The organism is Actinoallomurus sp. NPDC050550, assembly GCF_040655075.1.
In the GTDB taxonomy this organism is placed as follows: domain Bacteria; phylum Actinomycetota; class Actinomycetes; order Streptosporangiales; family Streptosporangiaceae; genus Actinoallomurus.
Genome location: NZ_JBFAJC010000025.1, coordinates 132755 through 148605 on the forward strand (window position 1 = coordinate 132755; position 15851 = coordinate 148605).

Genomic DNA, 15851 nt, shown 5'->3' on the forward strand with positions numbered 1-15851 from the left:
TCCGCCAGGTAGGCGTGATGGAGGTCGTCGTGGAGGGGGTGCGCACCTCGGCCGGGGGCGTCCGGGCACACCCAGCCGAGGTGGACGGTCGGTGACGCTCGGGTCTGATCGGCCTGCTACGCCGTGCCATCGATCACGGCGATCGCGGGGTGGCAGGGGCCGGGCCCGACGTGGTTACCGCTAGCAGTGCGTGGCGTCGCCTGCCGGGTGCCTGGTGGGCACCTGGAGCGCCGTGCCGGGCGTGACCTGGCGCACGCCGCTGCCGGCGACCCGCACCGGGAGCGGCGGGCCGGAGCGCAGGGTGAGCTTCGTTGTCTGCCGGCCGACTGACAGGTCGAACGTCCGCCCGTGCCACTTCACTCTCGTGATGTCGAGGCCTGGCACCTGCGGTGGGAGGAAGGGGTTGACGGTGATCGCGTCGGTTCCCCAGCGCAGTCCGGTGAACCCGTACATGAACTCCTGCAGGTAGCCGCCTTCGCCGGTGGTGAAGGTGAACGCTCCGCCGTTGCGGGTCTCGTACCACTGGTTGAACGGTGCGGCCAGGTACGGGTCCGCGCTGTTGCGCAGGTAGGTGTAGACCGTGCAGCCGGGTGATCCGAGGGCGGCGCCGTTGATGGCGGCGATCGCGTCGGTCATGGACGGGCCGTTGGGGTCGGTGTGCTGTTTGTAGTAGTCGAGGTCGTTCTGCGCCAAGCTGGGCGACATCGGGACACCCCAGGGGTACTGCAGCAGGGTGACGTCGGCCTGCTTGACGGTCTGGTCGGTGTAGCCGTCGTATTCGGGGTGGATGCCGGCCTTCGCGTCGACCGGTATCTTCAGGCCGTCCGCGACCGTTTTCCATGCCGGGTCGGCGGACCGGCCGAGGATGCCGGCCGCCTGGATCGCGATGCGCAGCGACGCCTGCGCGCCCGCGTTGGTGGTCGCGCTGTTGTCGACGTTGTCGTGGTATTCGTCCGGGCCCATGACGTTGTTGATGTCGTATCCGCCGGCCGGATCGGGCTCGGCGCGTGTGGCCCAGTAGTCGGCGATGTCTTTGAGCACCGGCCAGGCCTTGTCTCGCAGCCAGGCGGTGTCGCCGCTCGCCTCGTAGTACTGCCACTGGGCAAGGGCGATGTCGGAGTCGATGTGGATCTCGCTCTTGCCCTCTGTATTTCCCGGCGGGATGGTCTCCTTGCCGGTCAGCGCGCTCTCCCAGGGAAACTTCGCGCCTTTGATCGGGCGGTCGGGAGTGGACAGCTTCGCAGCCTCGGCCTCGGCCGCGGGCAGCAGCTTCTGCCGATAGGTGTTCGCGCCGACCGCGATGTCGGGGTACTGGGCGAGCAGCGACGGGTACATCCAGGTCTCCATGTCCCAGAACACGTGACCGTTGTAGCCGTCGGAGGACAGCCCGCCCGGGCTGGTGCTCCAGGTGACGCCGGCACGCATGCTCGCGAGCAGATAGAACATCGACGCGTGGATCCGCGCGGTCATGGCGGTGTCACCGGGGATGGAGATGCTCGCCTGCCACAGGCGTGACCAGGCGTCGTTGTTACGGGCGAGGGCGTGCTGGTAGCCCCCCGCGGTGGCGCGGGCGGCGGTGTCCGCGGCGGCCTGCTGCGGGGTCGCGGCCTCAAGCGACCGGTCGGTGTCGACACTAGAGGCCACACCCACGTACTTGGTGATCCGGTACGGCTTGTCCTTGCTGACGGGGAAGGCCGCACTCTGCCCGGCGCTGCCGTCGCCAGGTGCGGCGATCGCCTCGGTGGGCACGGTCTTGTCGTTGATGCGCAGCACGGAGTTCAGCCCGGCGGTGGCAAGTTTCCCGTCGCTCACGACGGTCTGTGACAGCGTCGCGGTCTTGCCGTCCACGTGCGGGTCCGTGGTGGAGGCGTGGTTCAGCCCCCGGCCGTCGAACTCATCCACCACAGTGGCTGTTCCGCTCCAGTGCGGCACGACCTTCACGCTCACCGTACCCAGATGGCCCTCCGCACGGTTGGCGTTGACCTCGTAGGCGAAGCTCGTCGTGTCACCCGCGGGCGAGGTCCAGTCGAACGACGTGGCCAGCACACCGGTTCGCAGGTCCAGCGACTGTTTGTAGTTGCCCGTGGTGCCGACCGTGGCGGGGGCGATCTTCGTCGGCGGCTGCCCGCCGTCCGGATACAGCGCGAGGTAGTCCACGTTCACCCGCGCCGTGTCACCTTCGGCGACGGTGATCTCGAGCGTGTTCGCGCCCGCCTTCAGCGTCACCGGCACGGTCACCACCGCCCAGTCGTCCCAACTGGACAGGCTGGGCACGGTCAGTTGCTGCAACACCCCGTTCACGCCGAGATGAATCGTCTGCGGGCCGCCGCTCCCATTGCCGTACCGCACGGCCAGCGTCGCCTTGCCGGCCGGCGCGTCACGGATCGCGATGACGTCGGTGCCGCCGCCCGTCGGCGTGTTGTTGGTGTTCAGACCGGCCAGGTAACCACCGGCGATCGAGCCGGGATGAGACGTCTCGACGAATGCCCCGCCGGAGATCTGCCCGTACCGGGTCGGGCACAACTGGTCGAACGCACACGACCAACTCCCCGGCGTGCCATAGACGCCGCCGCTGCGGCCGAAGCCGAGCGTGGTCCAGCTCGGCAGGCTGGCCCGCCGCTCGTACTGCCCGGCGGGAGCGGCATAGAAGCCGGCGAGCTCGGACTGGGTGACGATCGGCGTGCTGCTGTACCCCTCGCCCGGCGCGGGCACCCGCGCGGCCAGGTAGCCATTGCCGACGAACGTCGGGGAGTAGTTCTTCGAGGTGTCGTTCGTGCTCAGCACCCAGCCCTCGTCGCCGCTGCCGAGACCCGGTAGCGGCGCAGCCGAGGCGGGCACCGCCACCGCGCCGAGCACCACGCAGCCGAGCGCCAGCGCGACGCACGCCGTACTCCTCATCGTCCGCGAGCGGGCAGGTGGACGGATCGCGGGAGACGGCATCGTGGTCTCGGCAGCCCGGCTGCGGCCTCGACCGCCGGACCTGGCACGGTTACCCGGCTTGATCATCATCGATATCGCGGCAGTCGCCACGGCCACGGAACGGATCCAGGCCGACTTGCGACGCCGGGCATCAAGCCTCGGTCTGTCGTCGGCAGACGCGGACGGTAGGGGGCGGCGGGAGCGATCGGGGTGGGAATGCGATCTGGTCATGATGCGACGCACATCCTTGCCCAGGTGATTCGGTGTCCGTCAGGTAGGCGCCTTGGCACGTCAACGTATGATCGGGCTAAATACGCCGTCAAGAGTGAATAGAGCGTGATATTTATTCTTTTCAACGGCATAATGAGCCATGTGGCAACCGATGAACTCCCTCTCGACCCGGCACACGCGACGGAGACGTCCCCGTCGTCTTCGGTCTCCGCGCGCCGGCGACGAACCCATGACCAGGTGCTCGCGGTGCTGGCCGAACACGGCGTCGTGACCCGAGCCGACCTGAGCCGTCTCACCGGACTGTCACGCAGCGCGGTCGGCACCGCAGTGGCGTCGCTGCTCGCCGAAGGACTCATCACCGAGGAGACAACGGCCGACTCCGGCACGGCCGGGCGGGGACGACGGCCGACGGTGATCGCCTTGCGGCGCCGACCCGGGATCGTGCTGGCCCTCGATTTCGGGCACTCCCATGTCACGGCGGCGATCGCCACGACGACCGGCCGGTTGCTCGCCGAGTCCTCCACCACGCTGGACGTGGACAGCCGGCCGGAACGAGCACTGGACGCGGCGGCCACCCTGGCCCGCGAGATCCTGCGGACGACAGATCACACCGAAAGCGAGATCGTCGGCATCGCCGCCGGGATCCCCGGCCCTCTCGACATACGCACCCAGGTCGTACGCGCTCCCACCATTCTGAGCGAGTGGATCGGCCTCAGTCCGGCAGAGGAACTAGGCCGCCGGTTCGGCCACCCGGTGAGCGTCGCCAACGACGCCGACATGGGAGCCCGCGGCGAACACACCTTCGGCGCCGCACGCACCGTGGACGACTTCCTCTACGTCAAGGCATCACACGGCATCGGCGCCGGCCTGGTACTGGCCGGACGTACCTACCCCGGATCGACCGGCATCTCGGGCGAAATCGGCCACACTCGGCTGCAGGGCGCCACCAACCTGTGCCGATGCGGCAACCGCGGCTGCCTGGAAACGGTCGTGTCGATCACCGAGGTACGCGACCAACTGGCACACGTACTGTCGTCGGCCACCGAACCGGCCACCGAACCCGACGCCCTCCCACCACTGGCCGAGCTCGCCGCCCAACCCGCCGCCGCCCGCGTGATCACCGACGCCGGACGCACCATCGGCATGGTTCTGGCCGACCTCGTCAACTGCCTCAACCCGGCCGCGATCATCCTCGGCGGCGAACTCAGTGCGGCCGGCGCACCCTTGGCGGCCGGCGTCCGCGAGTCCATCGACCGATACGCCCAACCGGCAAGCGCACAGGCCGTCACCGTCCAGACCAGCCGGCTTCAACAACGCTCCGAACTGTTCGGCGCCGTGGCCACCGCGATCCAGCAATCCACAACCTGACAGGCGGGCGGATCTCGAAGCCCATCGCTCCCCTGGGAAGGGGTGTTGCGACGACTCCTAGAACCGAAGAGTGAAGGTCCGGGGGCTTCACGTATCTGACTTCCATCCACGACGACGGCGGCGCTGAGCGCGGCGAGAGCCTCGCCGACACGCCTGGCTGGAGCAGTGGCGAGGCTGGTTAGGCCGGCGGCGACCAGACGTAGGGGGTCGTGGTGGTGACGGGGTTGAAGCCAAGGCGCTCCAAGATGGGGCGACTGTCGTCAGAGGCGTCGACCTGCAGGTACTGGTAGCCGTGCTCGGCGGCCAAGCGCGCCCGGACGGCCACGAGCGTCCGATAGATACCGAGGCCTCGCCACGCCTTCAGTGTCGACCCGCCCCACAGGGACGCGAAGACCCCGTCCTCGCGGAGGACCACCCAGGCGGCCGCGACGACCTGGCCGGCGGCCTCCGCCGTGAAGATCGCCAGCCGGTCGGAAGCGGCGGCCAGCCTCCCGGCCAAATGGTCACCGATGAAGCCGCAGTCGCGCCCCCACACTTGTGACTCCATCGCCACGATGGCGGGGATCGCCTCGCCGCCGACCCGGCGGATCACCACGCCGTCGGGAGCGGGAGGTGCGGCCGGCATCGCGGTGATGCGGCCGATCACGACCGTCTCGGTGGGCTCGGCGACGAATCCTGCGGCTCGCAGCCGATCGGGCAGGTTGCTGGGAAGGTCGTGGCCACGGGCCTTCCACTCGACAGCCTCGCCGCGTGCGCCGAAAAAGGTGATCTGCGCGGCGATGAGAGCGTCGACGTCGTGGTCGGACAAGTCGCGCGGACCGGTGACGAATCCGCGATGCTCTCCGACGACCCGCAGCAGCGGACCGTCCTGCTCGATCCATGCGCCTAGCGCGGGAACGCCCGTCCCGCGCAGATGCTCGTCATAGGCGGCCAGAAGATCCTCACTCACCTGGCCGAGAGTAATGACCCATGCATCCAAGCGGCGATCACTTTTCTGCGCCTCGATCGACCCAGGATTGATGAGAGTTTCTTAGCCGGCAGCGTGTTCTCGGGCGCGGGTACCCCGAGACGGGGCCGGAGCCGTACGGCGACGAGATGCCGCTGCGCTGGTCAGGGGCGCGCCGGGCCGGTGCCCGCGCCGGATGCGGTGATGGCGTCCGCGATCTCGGCCAGGTCCGACGGTGTCAGTTCGACGGAGCCCGCGCCGATCCACCCGTCGACCTGGGCGGGCCTGCGGGCGCCGACGATCGCGCCGGTGACGCCGGGCCAGGACAGCGTCCAGGCGATGGCGACCTCCGCGACCGTCGTCCCGTGCCGCTCGGCGATGGGTCGTAGGGCGTCCGCCACCTGGAGGTTGGCGGTCAGGCCGGTGGTGAAGTCATGATGGGCGGCGCGCCAGTCGTCCGCGGGCAGGTTCGCTACACGCTCGGCGGAGAAGGCGCCGGTGAGCAGTCCGGACTGGAGCGGGGAGTAGACGATCACACCGGTGCCGTGGGCGGCCGCCCAGGCGATCTCGACCGCGGCGGACCGGTTGATCGCCGAGAACGGCGGCTGGATGGCGTCGACGTGGGCGAGCCGTTCGGCGGCCTCGAGTTGTTCGACCGAGTGGTTGGACAGCCCGATGGCCCGGACCTTGCCCTCGGCCTTCAGGTCGGCCATCGTCTGCCAGTACTCCTCCAGCGGCGTGGCGTCGGGGGAGACGGCGTCGCTGCCGTCGCCCGCGACCTCGATCGACGTGCCGGTGTCCGGCCAGTGCACCTGGTACAGGTCGATGTGGTCGACGTTCAGCCGCCGCAGCGAGTCCTCGACCTCGCGGCGTACGTGCTTCATGGTCCGGCGGGGTGCCGCCTCCGGGGCGTCCGGGTCCCAGACCAGCCCGGCCTTGGTGAGGATGTACGGCCGGTCGGCCTCGGGCAGGTCCGCGACGGCCTTGCCGACGAGTTCCTCCGAGTGGCCGAGGCCGTAGTAGGCGGCGGTGTCGATCCAGTTGACGCCCGAGGTGATCGCGTGCCGGATCGCGGTGATCGACTCGGCGTCGTCGGTGGCGCCCCAGCCGAAGCGCCAGCCGGAACCCGCGACCGCCCACGAGCCGAACCCGACGCGGGTGATGTCCATGCCGGTCGTGCCGAGGGCGCGGGTGGGAAGGTGAACCACGGTGACGTGCTCCCTGAAGGTGTCCGGGCGGACGCCCGGCGGCCGGAACCTTTCCGGCACGCACCACTGTCGTCGCGGGACGTCGGCCCACCCAGTGCTCTCCGCAACCTGGGTCTGGCAGAACCAGGCTCACACGCTGGACCGCTCCACATCCTCCCGCTGTACGTTTCTGGGACGGCGTTCTCGATGTGGAATGAGGAATCGCGTGCACATTGTCCGTTTCGTTGCGGCCAGTGGCGACCGTCCGCTGGTGGGAGTCTCCGACGGGTCGACCGTCACCGAACTGGGCGAGACCCTCGGCGAGCTGCTCCGGCTCCCGCTGGCGGAGCTGCGGGATCGCTGCCGCACGGCCGACGGCCCGCGTCACGACGCCGCCGCCGTACGGACACTGCCTCCGGTGGACGGACGGATGGAGGTCTGGGCGGCCGGCGTCACGTACCGGCGCTCCCGCGAGGCGCGGATCACCGAGAGCGAACGGTCGGCCGACGTGTACGAGCAGGTGTACGACGCCGAGCGCCCGGAGCTGTTCTTCAAGTCCGCCGCCTGGCGGGTGACCGGCGACGGCGAGACCGTCGCGATTCGCTCCGACTCCTCGGTCGACGTGCCGGAACCTGAGCTCGGGCTCGTCCTCAACCGGCACGCCGAGATCGTCGGCTACACCGTTGTGAACGACATGAGCTCCCGGACCATCGAGGGCGAGAACCCGCTCTACCTGCCGCAGGCCAAGATCTACCTCGGCGGCTGCGCGGCCGGCCCCGCCGTCCGGCCCGCCTGGGAGGTGCCCGACCCGTACGCGCTGGAGATCGAGCTCACCATCCGCCGCGGCGGCGACGTCGCGTGGACCGGCACGGCGAGCACCGCGCAGCTGAACCGCAGGCTCGACGACCTGGTCGGCTACGTGTTCCGCGCGGACGTGTTCCCCGACGGCGCCGTCCTCGCCACCGGCACCTGCCTGGTCCCGGAGCTGCCGTTCACCCTGGCCGCCGGGGACGAGATCGCCATCGCCATCGCGGAGGTCGGTACTCTCACCAGCACGGTCGTGGCGGGCAACGAGCCGATGGCATGGCTCGCCGACCCGGCCACACCACGGTGAGGATCCGAGGGCGGGACGCACCCGTCCCCGGAAGGTGGAAGACTGGGCCGCGTAGGTGTCGTGGCCGGTCGATGGAGTGAGGAGGCGGCGCGACGTTGGGCAAGCACAGCGCACCCCCCATCGGCAAGACCTGCCCGGTCTGCCGGGGCACCGGGAAGAACAGCGTGCAGCAGGACTGCGGCTCGTGCGGCGGAAAGGGACGGATATGAGCTACCCGCCGGCCGGCTGCAGCTACCAGGTGCTCTACATCGACCCGACGGGGCGGCACGCCGAGTCGCCCCTGTTCGCCGACGAGTACTCCCTGGGCGACTGGTTCAAGGGCAAGGCGGACTCCGGCGAGATCGACCGTGAGGCCGAGGCCGAGGGCCGCCCGGGCGGCTTCCGCATCTACTGCGTGACCGAGGGCCGCCGCATCGAGATCGACCACCTGCATCCCCGGCTCGTCCACGGCCGGCTGAACCGGCCGGCCTTGCGAAGGGCCTGAAACCGCCGGAGGGATGGTTTCGCAACAGCGCCCGCCGTACGCCGGGTCGGCGCCGGGACCCGCCCTGGCACGCGTGATCGTGGTCGTCGTCCTCGCGGCCCTCGTCGACGTCTACCTCTTCGCCGTGCCCTTCCGTGCCGGCGGAGCGGGACGGATCGTCGGGACGGTGGCGGTCACGGTGGCCGTCTTCGTGCTGCAGCTGGCCTGGGTCGTGCCCCGCGCGGCGAGGTTCCGGGGCGCCGCGCTGCTCCTCGTCCAAGCGGTCGTCGCGTACGTCGACGTGCTCGCGTTCGGCACCTCCGTCGGGATCCTCGGCCTGGTCGCCGGATCGGCGCTGCTGGCGTCGTACGCCCTGCCCGCCGTCGCGGCGCTCGGGAGCGCCGCGCTGATCGCCGCAGTGCGGTCCCCGGACGCGGCCGGCGCGGTCGACTCGGCGATCACGCCGGTGCTCGGCGCGCTGGTCGTCTACGGTCTCGTGCGGCTGGCCCACCGGGTCGCCGACCTGGCCGCGGCTCGGCCGGCGCTGACGATGGCGGCCGTCTCCCGCGAGCGGCTGCGCATCGCCGACGAGCTGAACACCGGCATCGGCCGTGGCCTGGACGCCATCACGGCGGGGAGCCGCCGTGCCCTCGACCACCCCGAGGAGATCGACGAGGTCCTGCGCGTGGCCCGCGGTTCGCTGGCCGACGCGCGAGCGGCGGCCGCCGGCTTCCGCGCCATGTCGCTCGCGCCCGAGGCGGCCGCCGCGCGGGCGCTGCTGGCGGCGGCCGGGATCGAGGCGGAGGTGCGCGCCGGGCACGAGGAACCGCTCGGCTCGGCGGGCGCACTGCTGGCCACCGTGCTGCGCGAATCCGTGACCGAGGTCGTACGCCAGAGCACGGCGACCCGCTGTGTCATCGAGACCGCCGAGCGGGACGGGACGGTACGGCTCCGGGTCAGCAACGACGGCCCGCCCACGGCCGCGCGCGGCGAGGAGGGGCTGGCGGACGCCGCCGCGCGGGTCGAGGCGGCCGGCGGCGCGCTGACGACCGGGCTCGGCGCCGACGGCCGGTTCGCGGTGGAGGCGACGATCGCGGCGACGCCGCGGCCCGTCAGCCTGCCCGACCGCACGGCGTACGGCCTGTCGGTGACCCTCCTCGCGGTGGTGGTGACGGGTTTCTGCGTGAAGGCGCTCCTGCAGCTGCCCTGGGGCGTGGACCTGGCCGTGGCCATCGCCGGGATGGGCCTCATCGCGGGCCTGCAGCTGCGCTGGGCGGTCGACGACCGGCCGCGCCACCGGTACGCGCTCATCGCCGCGCAGGCGCTGCTCAGCCTCGCCCCGATCCTGTGGTTCGGCGCGACCTGGATCGGCGCCATGGGCTTCCTCGCCGGCACCTTCCTCGTGGCACTGCCGATCCGGATCGGGGCGCCGCTCGTGGCCGCGACGATGGCCGGAACCGGAGCGATGGCGGCCGCGCTGTCGCTCGGCCCGGCGCGGATCGTCAACTACACCGTGAGCACGCTCGTCACCGGCCTGGTGGTGTACGGGCTGGTCCGCCTCGCCCGGCTGGTCCACGATCTGCGGGCGGCCGGCGAGGAGCTGGCCCGGGCGGCGACCGTCCAGGAACGCCTCCGCGCTGCCCGCGACCTGCACGATCTACTCGGGCACAGCCTCGCGGCGATGCTGCTCAAGTGCGAACTGGCCCGGCGGCTCGGCGAGGTGGATCCGGCGCGGGCCCGCGCCGAGCTCACCGAGGTCGTCGCGATGGCCGAGCGGGCCCGCGCGGACCTGCGCGCCGCCTCCGGCGCCGGCGAGCCGGAGATGTCACTGGAGACCGAGATCGAGTCCGCGCGTTCGGTGCTGACGGCGGCGGGCGTCGAGACCCGGGTCGAACTCGGCCACGGCCCGCTGCCCGGCCCGGCGGCCACCGTGCTGAGCACGGTGCTGCGGGAGGCGGTGACCAACGTGCTGCGGCACAGCTCGGCGCGGCAGTGCGTCATCACGACGACGAGCGAGGACGGGCTGGTGACCCTCACGGTGGAGAACGACGGACTCGACCCGCGGGCCCGGCGCACGCCGCCCGGGTCGGGCATCGGCAACCTCACCACCCGCCTGGCAGCCATCGACGGCACCCTCACCGCCCGCGCCGACGGCACCGGCGGCTTCCGCCTCCACGCCCGCCTGCGACCGGACGCCGAACCCTCCTGATCGCGGGTGGACCCTCCGGTCGCGACCGGACGCCGAACCCTCCGGAGATCGCGCCGGTGCTCCGGTGCCGCGACCCGAACGCCGAGGCGGACGCGGTCCGTCCCCGATTCCGGCCGCGACCGGACGCGAGGATCAGATCCAGCCCATTTCAATGGCGATCCGGGCGGCGTCGGTGCGGTTGCGCGCGTTGAGCTTGTCGACGACGGCGGTCAGGTAGTTCCGTACCGTCCCGGCCGACAGGTGGAGCCGCTCGGCGATCTCCGGCGCCTCGGCGCCCTCGGCCGCCAGCCGCAGGACGTCCGTCTCGCGGGGCGTGAGCGGGTTGTCGGCGAGGTCCCACGCGGTCAGCGCCAGGTTCGGGTCGAGTACGCGCCGTCCCGCGGCGACGGCCCGGATCCCGGCGACCAGTTCGTCCGGCGGCGCGGTCTTCAGCAGGAACCCGCCGGCGTGCGCGGTCAGCGCGCGGCGCAGGTGGCCGGGCTTGCCGTGCCCGGTGAGGATCAGCGTCCGGCACTCCGGGTGCGCCTCGTACACGGCGGCGGCCGCGGTCAGGCCGTCGGCGCCGGGCATGTCGATGTCGAGCACCGCGACGTCCGGGCGGTGCCGCAGCACGGCCGGCAGCACCTCGTCGCCGCGGTCGACCTCGGCCACCACCTCGAGATCCGGTTCCAGGGACAGCAGCGCGGCCAGGGCCCCGCGGACCACGGCGTGGTCATCGGCCAGCAACACCTTGATCACGGGGTCATGTGTACCAGGGGCCCGTCACGGTCCGGGGCATGACGAGATCACGGTCGGCTCGTGATCACGTCTCTGGTCCGGAAAACCCCAGCTCACGAGACTTGTCGGCATGGATGACGTCGTGATGATGAACGCGGTGAGCAAGGTGTACGGGAAGGGTAGGGGCGCGGTCGCCGCGCTCCGGGAGGTGTCGGTCGGCATTCCGCGCGGCCGGTTCACGGCGGTGATGGGGCCGTCCGGGTCGGGCAAGAGCACGTTCCTGCACTGCGCCGCCGGGCTGGACACGCCGACGTCCGGCACCGTACGGCTCGGTGGGACCGAGCTGTCGGGGATGAACGAGACCCGGCTGACGGAGCTGCGGCGCCGGCGGGTCGGGTTCGTGTTCCAGGCGTTCAACCTGGTCTCGTCGCTGACGGTGGAGCAGAACATCACCCTCCCGCTGCGGCTGTCCCGTACCAAGGTGGACCGCGCGTGGTTGAGAGAGATCGTCGCGCGGGTCGGGCTGACGGAGCGCGCCGGGCACCGGCCGGCCCAGCTGTCCGGCGGACAGCAGCAGCGCGTGGCGATCGCCCGCGCCCTCGTGACCCGGCCGGAGGTCGTCTTCGGCGACGAGCCGACCGGGGCGCTCGACACGATGACCGCCCGCGAGGTGCTCTCCCTGCTGCGCGAGACGGTGGACGGGATGGGGCAGACCGTCGTGATGGTCACCCACGACCCGGTCGCCGCGTCGTACGCCGACACGGTGCTGTTCCTCGCCGACGGCCGGATCGCCGACGCGATGGACGCCCCGACGAGCGAGAAGGTCGCCGCCCGCATGACCCGGCTGGGAGCGTGGAACTGATGCTCGGACTGGTCCTGAACACCCTGCGGCACCGCAAGGCCGGGTTCGCCGGGGCGTTCCTCGCGCTGTTCTGCGCCGCCGCGCTCGTCTGCGCCTGCGGCGCCCTGCTCGAGACGGGGCTGCGCGGCACCATCGCGCCCGAACGGTACGCCGGGGCGCCGATCCTCGTCACCGGCGACCAGTACGTCCACCAGGACAAGGTGAAGAAGGGCAAGGTCAAGCACAAGGCCAAGGGCCTCGCCGAGCGCGCCTGGCTGCCGGCCGCGACGGCGGACCGCCTCCGCGCCGTGCCGGGCGTGCGCTCGGTGGTCACCGAGGTGACCTTCCCCGCCGAGATCCCGGGCGCCGCGCCGGGGAGTTCGTACGGGCACGGCTGGGAGTCGGCCGCGCTGACGCCGTTCACCCTGGCGGCCGGCCGCGCGCCGTCCGCAGCGGACGAGGTGGTGGTCGACGCCGCCACCGCGCGTACGGCCCGGCTGCACGTGGGCTCGCGCGTACCCGTCACCTCGGCCGCCTCCACCGGCGTCCACCGGGTCGTGGGCGTCACCCGCGAGGCGCTCCCGCACCAGACGGCGGTCTTCTTCTCGACCGATGAGGCGCGGCGGCTCGCCGGACGCGCCGGGGCGGTCAGCGCGATCGGCGTCTTCCCGGCGGCCGGGGACACCGCGGACCGGGTCGCCGCCGCCCTCAAGGGGACGCCTGCGACCGTGCACACCGGCGCGGACCGGGGGCGGGCGGAGTTCTGGGACGCGGAGAAGGCCCGGATCAAGCTGATCAGCATGGGCGGTGCGCTCGGTGGCACGGCGCTGCTCGTGGCCATCCTCGTCGTCTCCGGGACGTTCGCCCTCTCCATCCAGCAGCGGGAGCGGGAGATCGCGCTGCTGCGCGCCGTGGCCGCGACGCCGCGCCAGATCCGCCGGATGATCGGCCGCGAGGCGCTCATCGTCAGCCTCGGCGCAGGCGCGCTCGGCGCCGCGGCCGGACCCCTGCTGGCGCTCTGGCTGCGCGACCGGTTCCGTGCCCTCGGCGCGCTGCCCTCCACGCTGAACCTCGTGCTCAGCCCCTTCCCGATGTTCGCCGCGGTACTGGCCGCCGTCGTGGCGGCCTGGGCGGCGGCCCGGCTGTCGGCACGTCGTTCGGCCCGGATCCGGCCCGTCGAGGCCCTCGGCGAGGCGGCGATCAGCCGGCGCACCAGTCCGGGCCGGGTCCTGGCCGGCCTTGCGTTCCTCGCCGGCGGCGTCGTGCTCACGCTCGTCCTGTCGTCCCTGAACACCGAGGCGGCCTCCAGCCCGGTCACGATGCTCACCGCGATCGTGTGGACCGTCGCCGTGTCCCTGCTGGCGCCGGTGATCGCTCGCGTCACGGTCACGCTGCTGGGCCCGCCGCTGCGAACGTCCCCGATCGGCGGTCACCTCGCCGCCGCGAACCTGCGGAGCCGCTCGCGCCTGGTCGGCTCGGTCATCGCCCCGCTCACCCTCCTGGTGGGCCTGACGTGCACGATCCTGTTCGCCCAGACGACGATGGGCCATGCTGCCACCGCACAGGCGGACGCGGGCACCGTCGCCGCCCACGTGCTCGGCCCGAAGGTGCCCGCCGCGGCCGCCGACGCGCTCCGGCGCACCCGAGGTGTCACGACGGTCACCGAGGTCCTGCACAGCACCGTACGCGTCGGGCTGGAGAACTATGGCGTCCAGGGCGTCACGCCCGCCGGGCTCTCCCACACCATGAACCTCGACGTGCGAGCGGGCTCGCCGGCCCGGCTGGACGCCGGCACCATCGCGGTCAGCACGACCGCCGCCGCCCGCCTCGGCGTGCACGTCGGCGACCAGGTCCGCATGACGCTCGGCGACGGCACGCCGTTCGCCCCCCGGGTCGTCGCGGTCTACGGCCGGGGCCTCGGCTTCGGCGACCTGACCGTCGCCCACGACCTCCTCGCCGCGCACGTCGACGACCCCCGCGCCGACACGGTGCTGGTCGCCGGACCGGCGCGAGCGGACGCCCTCCGGTCGGCGGTCCGGCCCTACCCCGGCGTCGCCGTCCTCGACCAGACCGCGGTGACGCAGGCCAGGGCTGCGGCGAACGCCGAGGTGAACTACGTCGCCATGGGGCTGATCATCGCCTTCACCGGCATCGCGGTTGTGAACACCCTCGCCATGGCCACCGCCGACCGCACCCGGGAGTTCGCCCTGCTGCGGATCGTCGGCACCACCCGCCGGCAGGTCATGCGGATGCTCCGCTGGGAGACGCTGGTGGTCGTGTCGACGGCCGTGGTCCTCGGCACGGCCGTCGCCCTGGTCACGCTGGCGGCCTTCGCCGCCGGGATGGTCGGATCGGCCGCGCCGTACGTCCCACCGGCGACGTTCCTCGGCGTCATCGGAACGGCGGCGGTGCTCGCGCTGATCGCGACGGTCCTGCCCGCCCGCCTCGCGCTCGCCGCCCGCCCCGCCGACGTCATCGGCTCACGAGAGTAGGGAGGGCTGCCCGCTCCGCTCAGGTTGGGCACTCCTGATCGCCGGGGTCCTTGGCGATCGCCAGTGGGACACGCTCGCCTGAGGCAGCGAAGCGGGAAGGGACCCGGAAACTGCCGCTCTGCAGGTACGTGCGGATGTGTCCGGAAGCCCTTGCTTCTCCGGTGAATATGAGTTCGATTCTCCAGGGCGATAACGTAAAGCAATGGTATCGTCGCGGTCTGTGAAGGTCGTGGTGCAGGTGAAACTGGCGCCGACGCCTGTGCAGGCGGCGGCGCTGAAACACACCCTGCGCACGGCCAACGAAGCTGCCTGCTGGGTCTCCGGCGTGGCCTTCGAGCGCGGTGTTCCCCGTGAGTACGAGCTGCGCAGACACACCTATGCCGAGCTCAGGGAGCGTGGTCTGGGTGCTCAGGTGGCTCAGCATGTGATCAAGAAGGTTCGGGACGCCTACACCAGCCTGCACGCCAACCTGCGGGCGGGGAACCTGGGCAAGAAGGGTTCCAAGCGGCGGATCAAGGCCGAGTCCAAGCCGATCGCCTTCCGGCCCGAGGCGGCGCAGCCGTTTGATGATCGGTGTCTCAGCTGGCAGTGCGACGCGCAGACCGTGTCGATCTGGACGATGGCGGGCCGGTTGAAGGGCGTGCGGTTCGCCTGCTCCCCGAACGCGCTCAAGCAGCTGATCGCCCACCGCAAGGGCGAGAGCGATCTGGTCGAACGCGACGGCGTGTTCTACCTTGTCGCCACGTGTGAGGTGCCCGAAGCCGAGACCGGTGAGCCGGATGGGTTCGTCGGGGTTGATTTGGGCATCGTCAACATCGCCACCACCTCCACCGGTCACCGGGCCGCCGGACGCAACCTGAACCGTTACCGCAAGCGGCAACTCGCGCTGCGGGCCAAGTTGCAGAAGAAGGGCACCAAGTCCGCCAAGCGGCTGTTGGCCAAGCAGCGCCGGAAGGAATCACGGCGGGCCAAAGACATCAACCACCGCATCTCCAAGACGATCGTGACCGAGGCTGAACGCACCGGACGCGGCATCTCCCTGGAAGACCTCACAGGGATCCGTGAACGGGTACGGCTCCGCAAGCCCCAACGGGTCGCACTCCACTCCTGGGCCTTCGCCCAACTCGCAGACTTCATCGTCTACAAAGCCCGCCGAGCCGGTGTCCCGGTCGTGTTCGTCGACCCCGCGTACTCCTCCCAAGAGTGTGCCGAGTGCGGGCATATCGACCGGCTCAACCGGATCTCTCAAGCCTTGTTCACCTGCCGGGACTGCGGCGTCGTTGCGCACGCGGACCGGAACGCTTCCCGCGTTCTCGCCTCCAGGGGCCAGAACGCGTGGGATGCGGGGCGGACGTCACACGTCC

General features: G+C 71.5%; 11 protein-coding genes. 7 read left to right on the forward strand and 4 right to left on the reverse strand.

Annotated elements, in window-relative coordinates; all coding sequences use genetic code 11:
* Positions 1–180 precede the first annotated feature (180 nt).
* A complete protein-coding gene (locus tag AB0I04_RS30675; RefSeq protein WP_360892030.1) occupies positions 181–2898 on the reverse strand; it encodes a glycosyl hydrolase family 65 protein in 2718 nt (905 codons plus the stop codon).
* 393 nt (positions 2899–3291) lie between these two features.
* Between AB0I04_RS30675 and AB0I04_RS30680 the strand changes: the two genes are divergently transcribed.
* Positions 3292–4518, forward strand: coding sequence for an ROK family transcriptional regulator (locus AB0I04_RS30680; protein WP_360892033.1), 1227 nt, complete (start codon positions 3292–3294; stop codon positions 4516–4518).
* Between the two features lie 178 nt (positions 4519–4696).
* Here AB0I04_RS30680 and AB0I04_RS30685 read toward each other — a convergent pair whose 3' ends face one another.
* Both AB0I04_RS30685 and AB0I04_RS30690 read right to left on the reverse strand, forming a co-directional pair.
* Entirely contained in the window at positions 4697–5467 is a 771-nt protein-coding gene (locus AB0I04_RS30685) for a GNAT family N-acetyltransferase (RefSeq protein ID WP_360892035.1), read from the reverse strand.
* Positions 5468–5628: 161 nt separating this feature from the next.
* Entirely contained in the window at positions 5629–6672 is a 1044-nt protein-coding gene (locus AB0I04_RS30690; protein ID WP_360892038.1) for an aldo/keto reductase, read from the reverse strand.
* Between the two features lie 205 nt (positions 6673–6877).
* Between AB0I04_RS30690 and AB0I04_RS30695 the strand changes: the two genes are divergently transcribed.
* From AB0I04_RS30695 to AB0I04_RS30705, 3 genes are all read left to right on the forward strand, one after another.
* The gene (locus tag AB0I04_RS30695; RefSeq protein ID WP_360892041.1) at positions 6878–7765 is read left to right on the forward strand and encodes a fumarylacetoacetate hydrolase family protein; all 888 of its coding nucleotides are present in this window, start codon (positions 6878–6880) and stop codon (positions 7763–7765) included.
* A 205-nt stretch (positions 7766–7970) separates the two neighbouring features.
* Positions 7971–8249, forward strand: coding sequence for a hypothetical protein (locus AB0I04_RS30700; protein WP_360892044.1), 279 nt, complete (start codon positions 7971–7973; stop codon positions 8247–8249).
* Positions 8250–8262: 13 nt separating this feature from the next.
* On the forward strand, positions 8263–10437 hold the full coding sequence (locus tag AB0I04_RS30705) for a histidine kinase (RefSeq protein WP_360892047.1): 2175 nt from the start codon (positions 8263–8265) through the stop codon (positions 10435–10437).
* Positions 10438–10569: 132 nt separating this feature from the next.
* On the opposite strand, the gene AB0I04_RS30710 is transcribed toward AB0I04_RS30705, so the two are convergent.
* Positions 10570–11175 carry a response regulator transcription factor gene (locus tag AB0I04_RS30710; RefSeq protein ID WP_360892050.1) on the reverse strand — a complete coding sequence of 202 codons (606 nt, stop codon included), beginning with the start codon at positions 11173–11175 and terminating at the stop codon, positions 10570–10572.
* A 109-nt stretch (positions 11176–11284) separates the two neighbouring features.
* Here AB0I04_RS30710 and AB0I04_RS30715 point away from each other — a divergent pair, with 109 nt between their 5' ends.
* The 3 genes from AB0I04_RS30715 to AB0I04_RS30725 all read left to right on the forward strand — a co-directional run.
* Complete coding sequence (locus AB0I04_RS30715; protein ID WP_360892053.1) at positions 11285–12016, forward strand: ABC transporter ATP-binding protein; 732 nt, start codon at positions 11285–11287, stop codon at positions 12014–12016.
* The gene (locus AB0I04_RS30720) at positions 12016–14487 is read left to right on the forward strand and encodes an FtsX-like permease family protein (protein WP_360892056.1); all 2472 of its coding nucleotides are present in this window, start codon (positions 12016–12018) and stop codon (positions 14485–14487) included. The genes AB0I04_RS30715 and AB0I04_RS30720 overlap by 1 nt, the downstream gene beginning before the upstream one ends.
* 202 nt (positions 14488–14689) lie before the next feature.
* On the forward strand, positions 14690–15851 hold a 1162-nt coding region (locus AB0I04_RS30725), incomplete at its 3' end, for a transposase (RefSeq protein ID WP_360892059.1).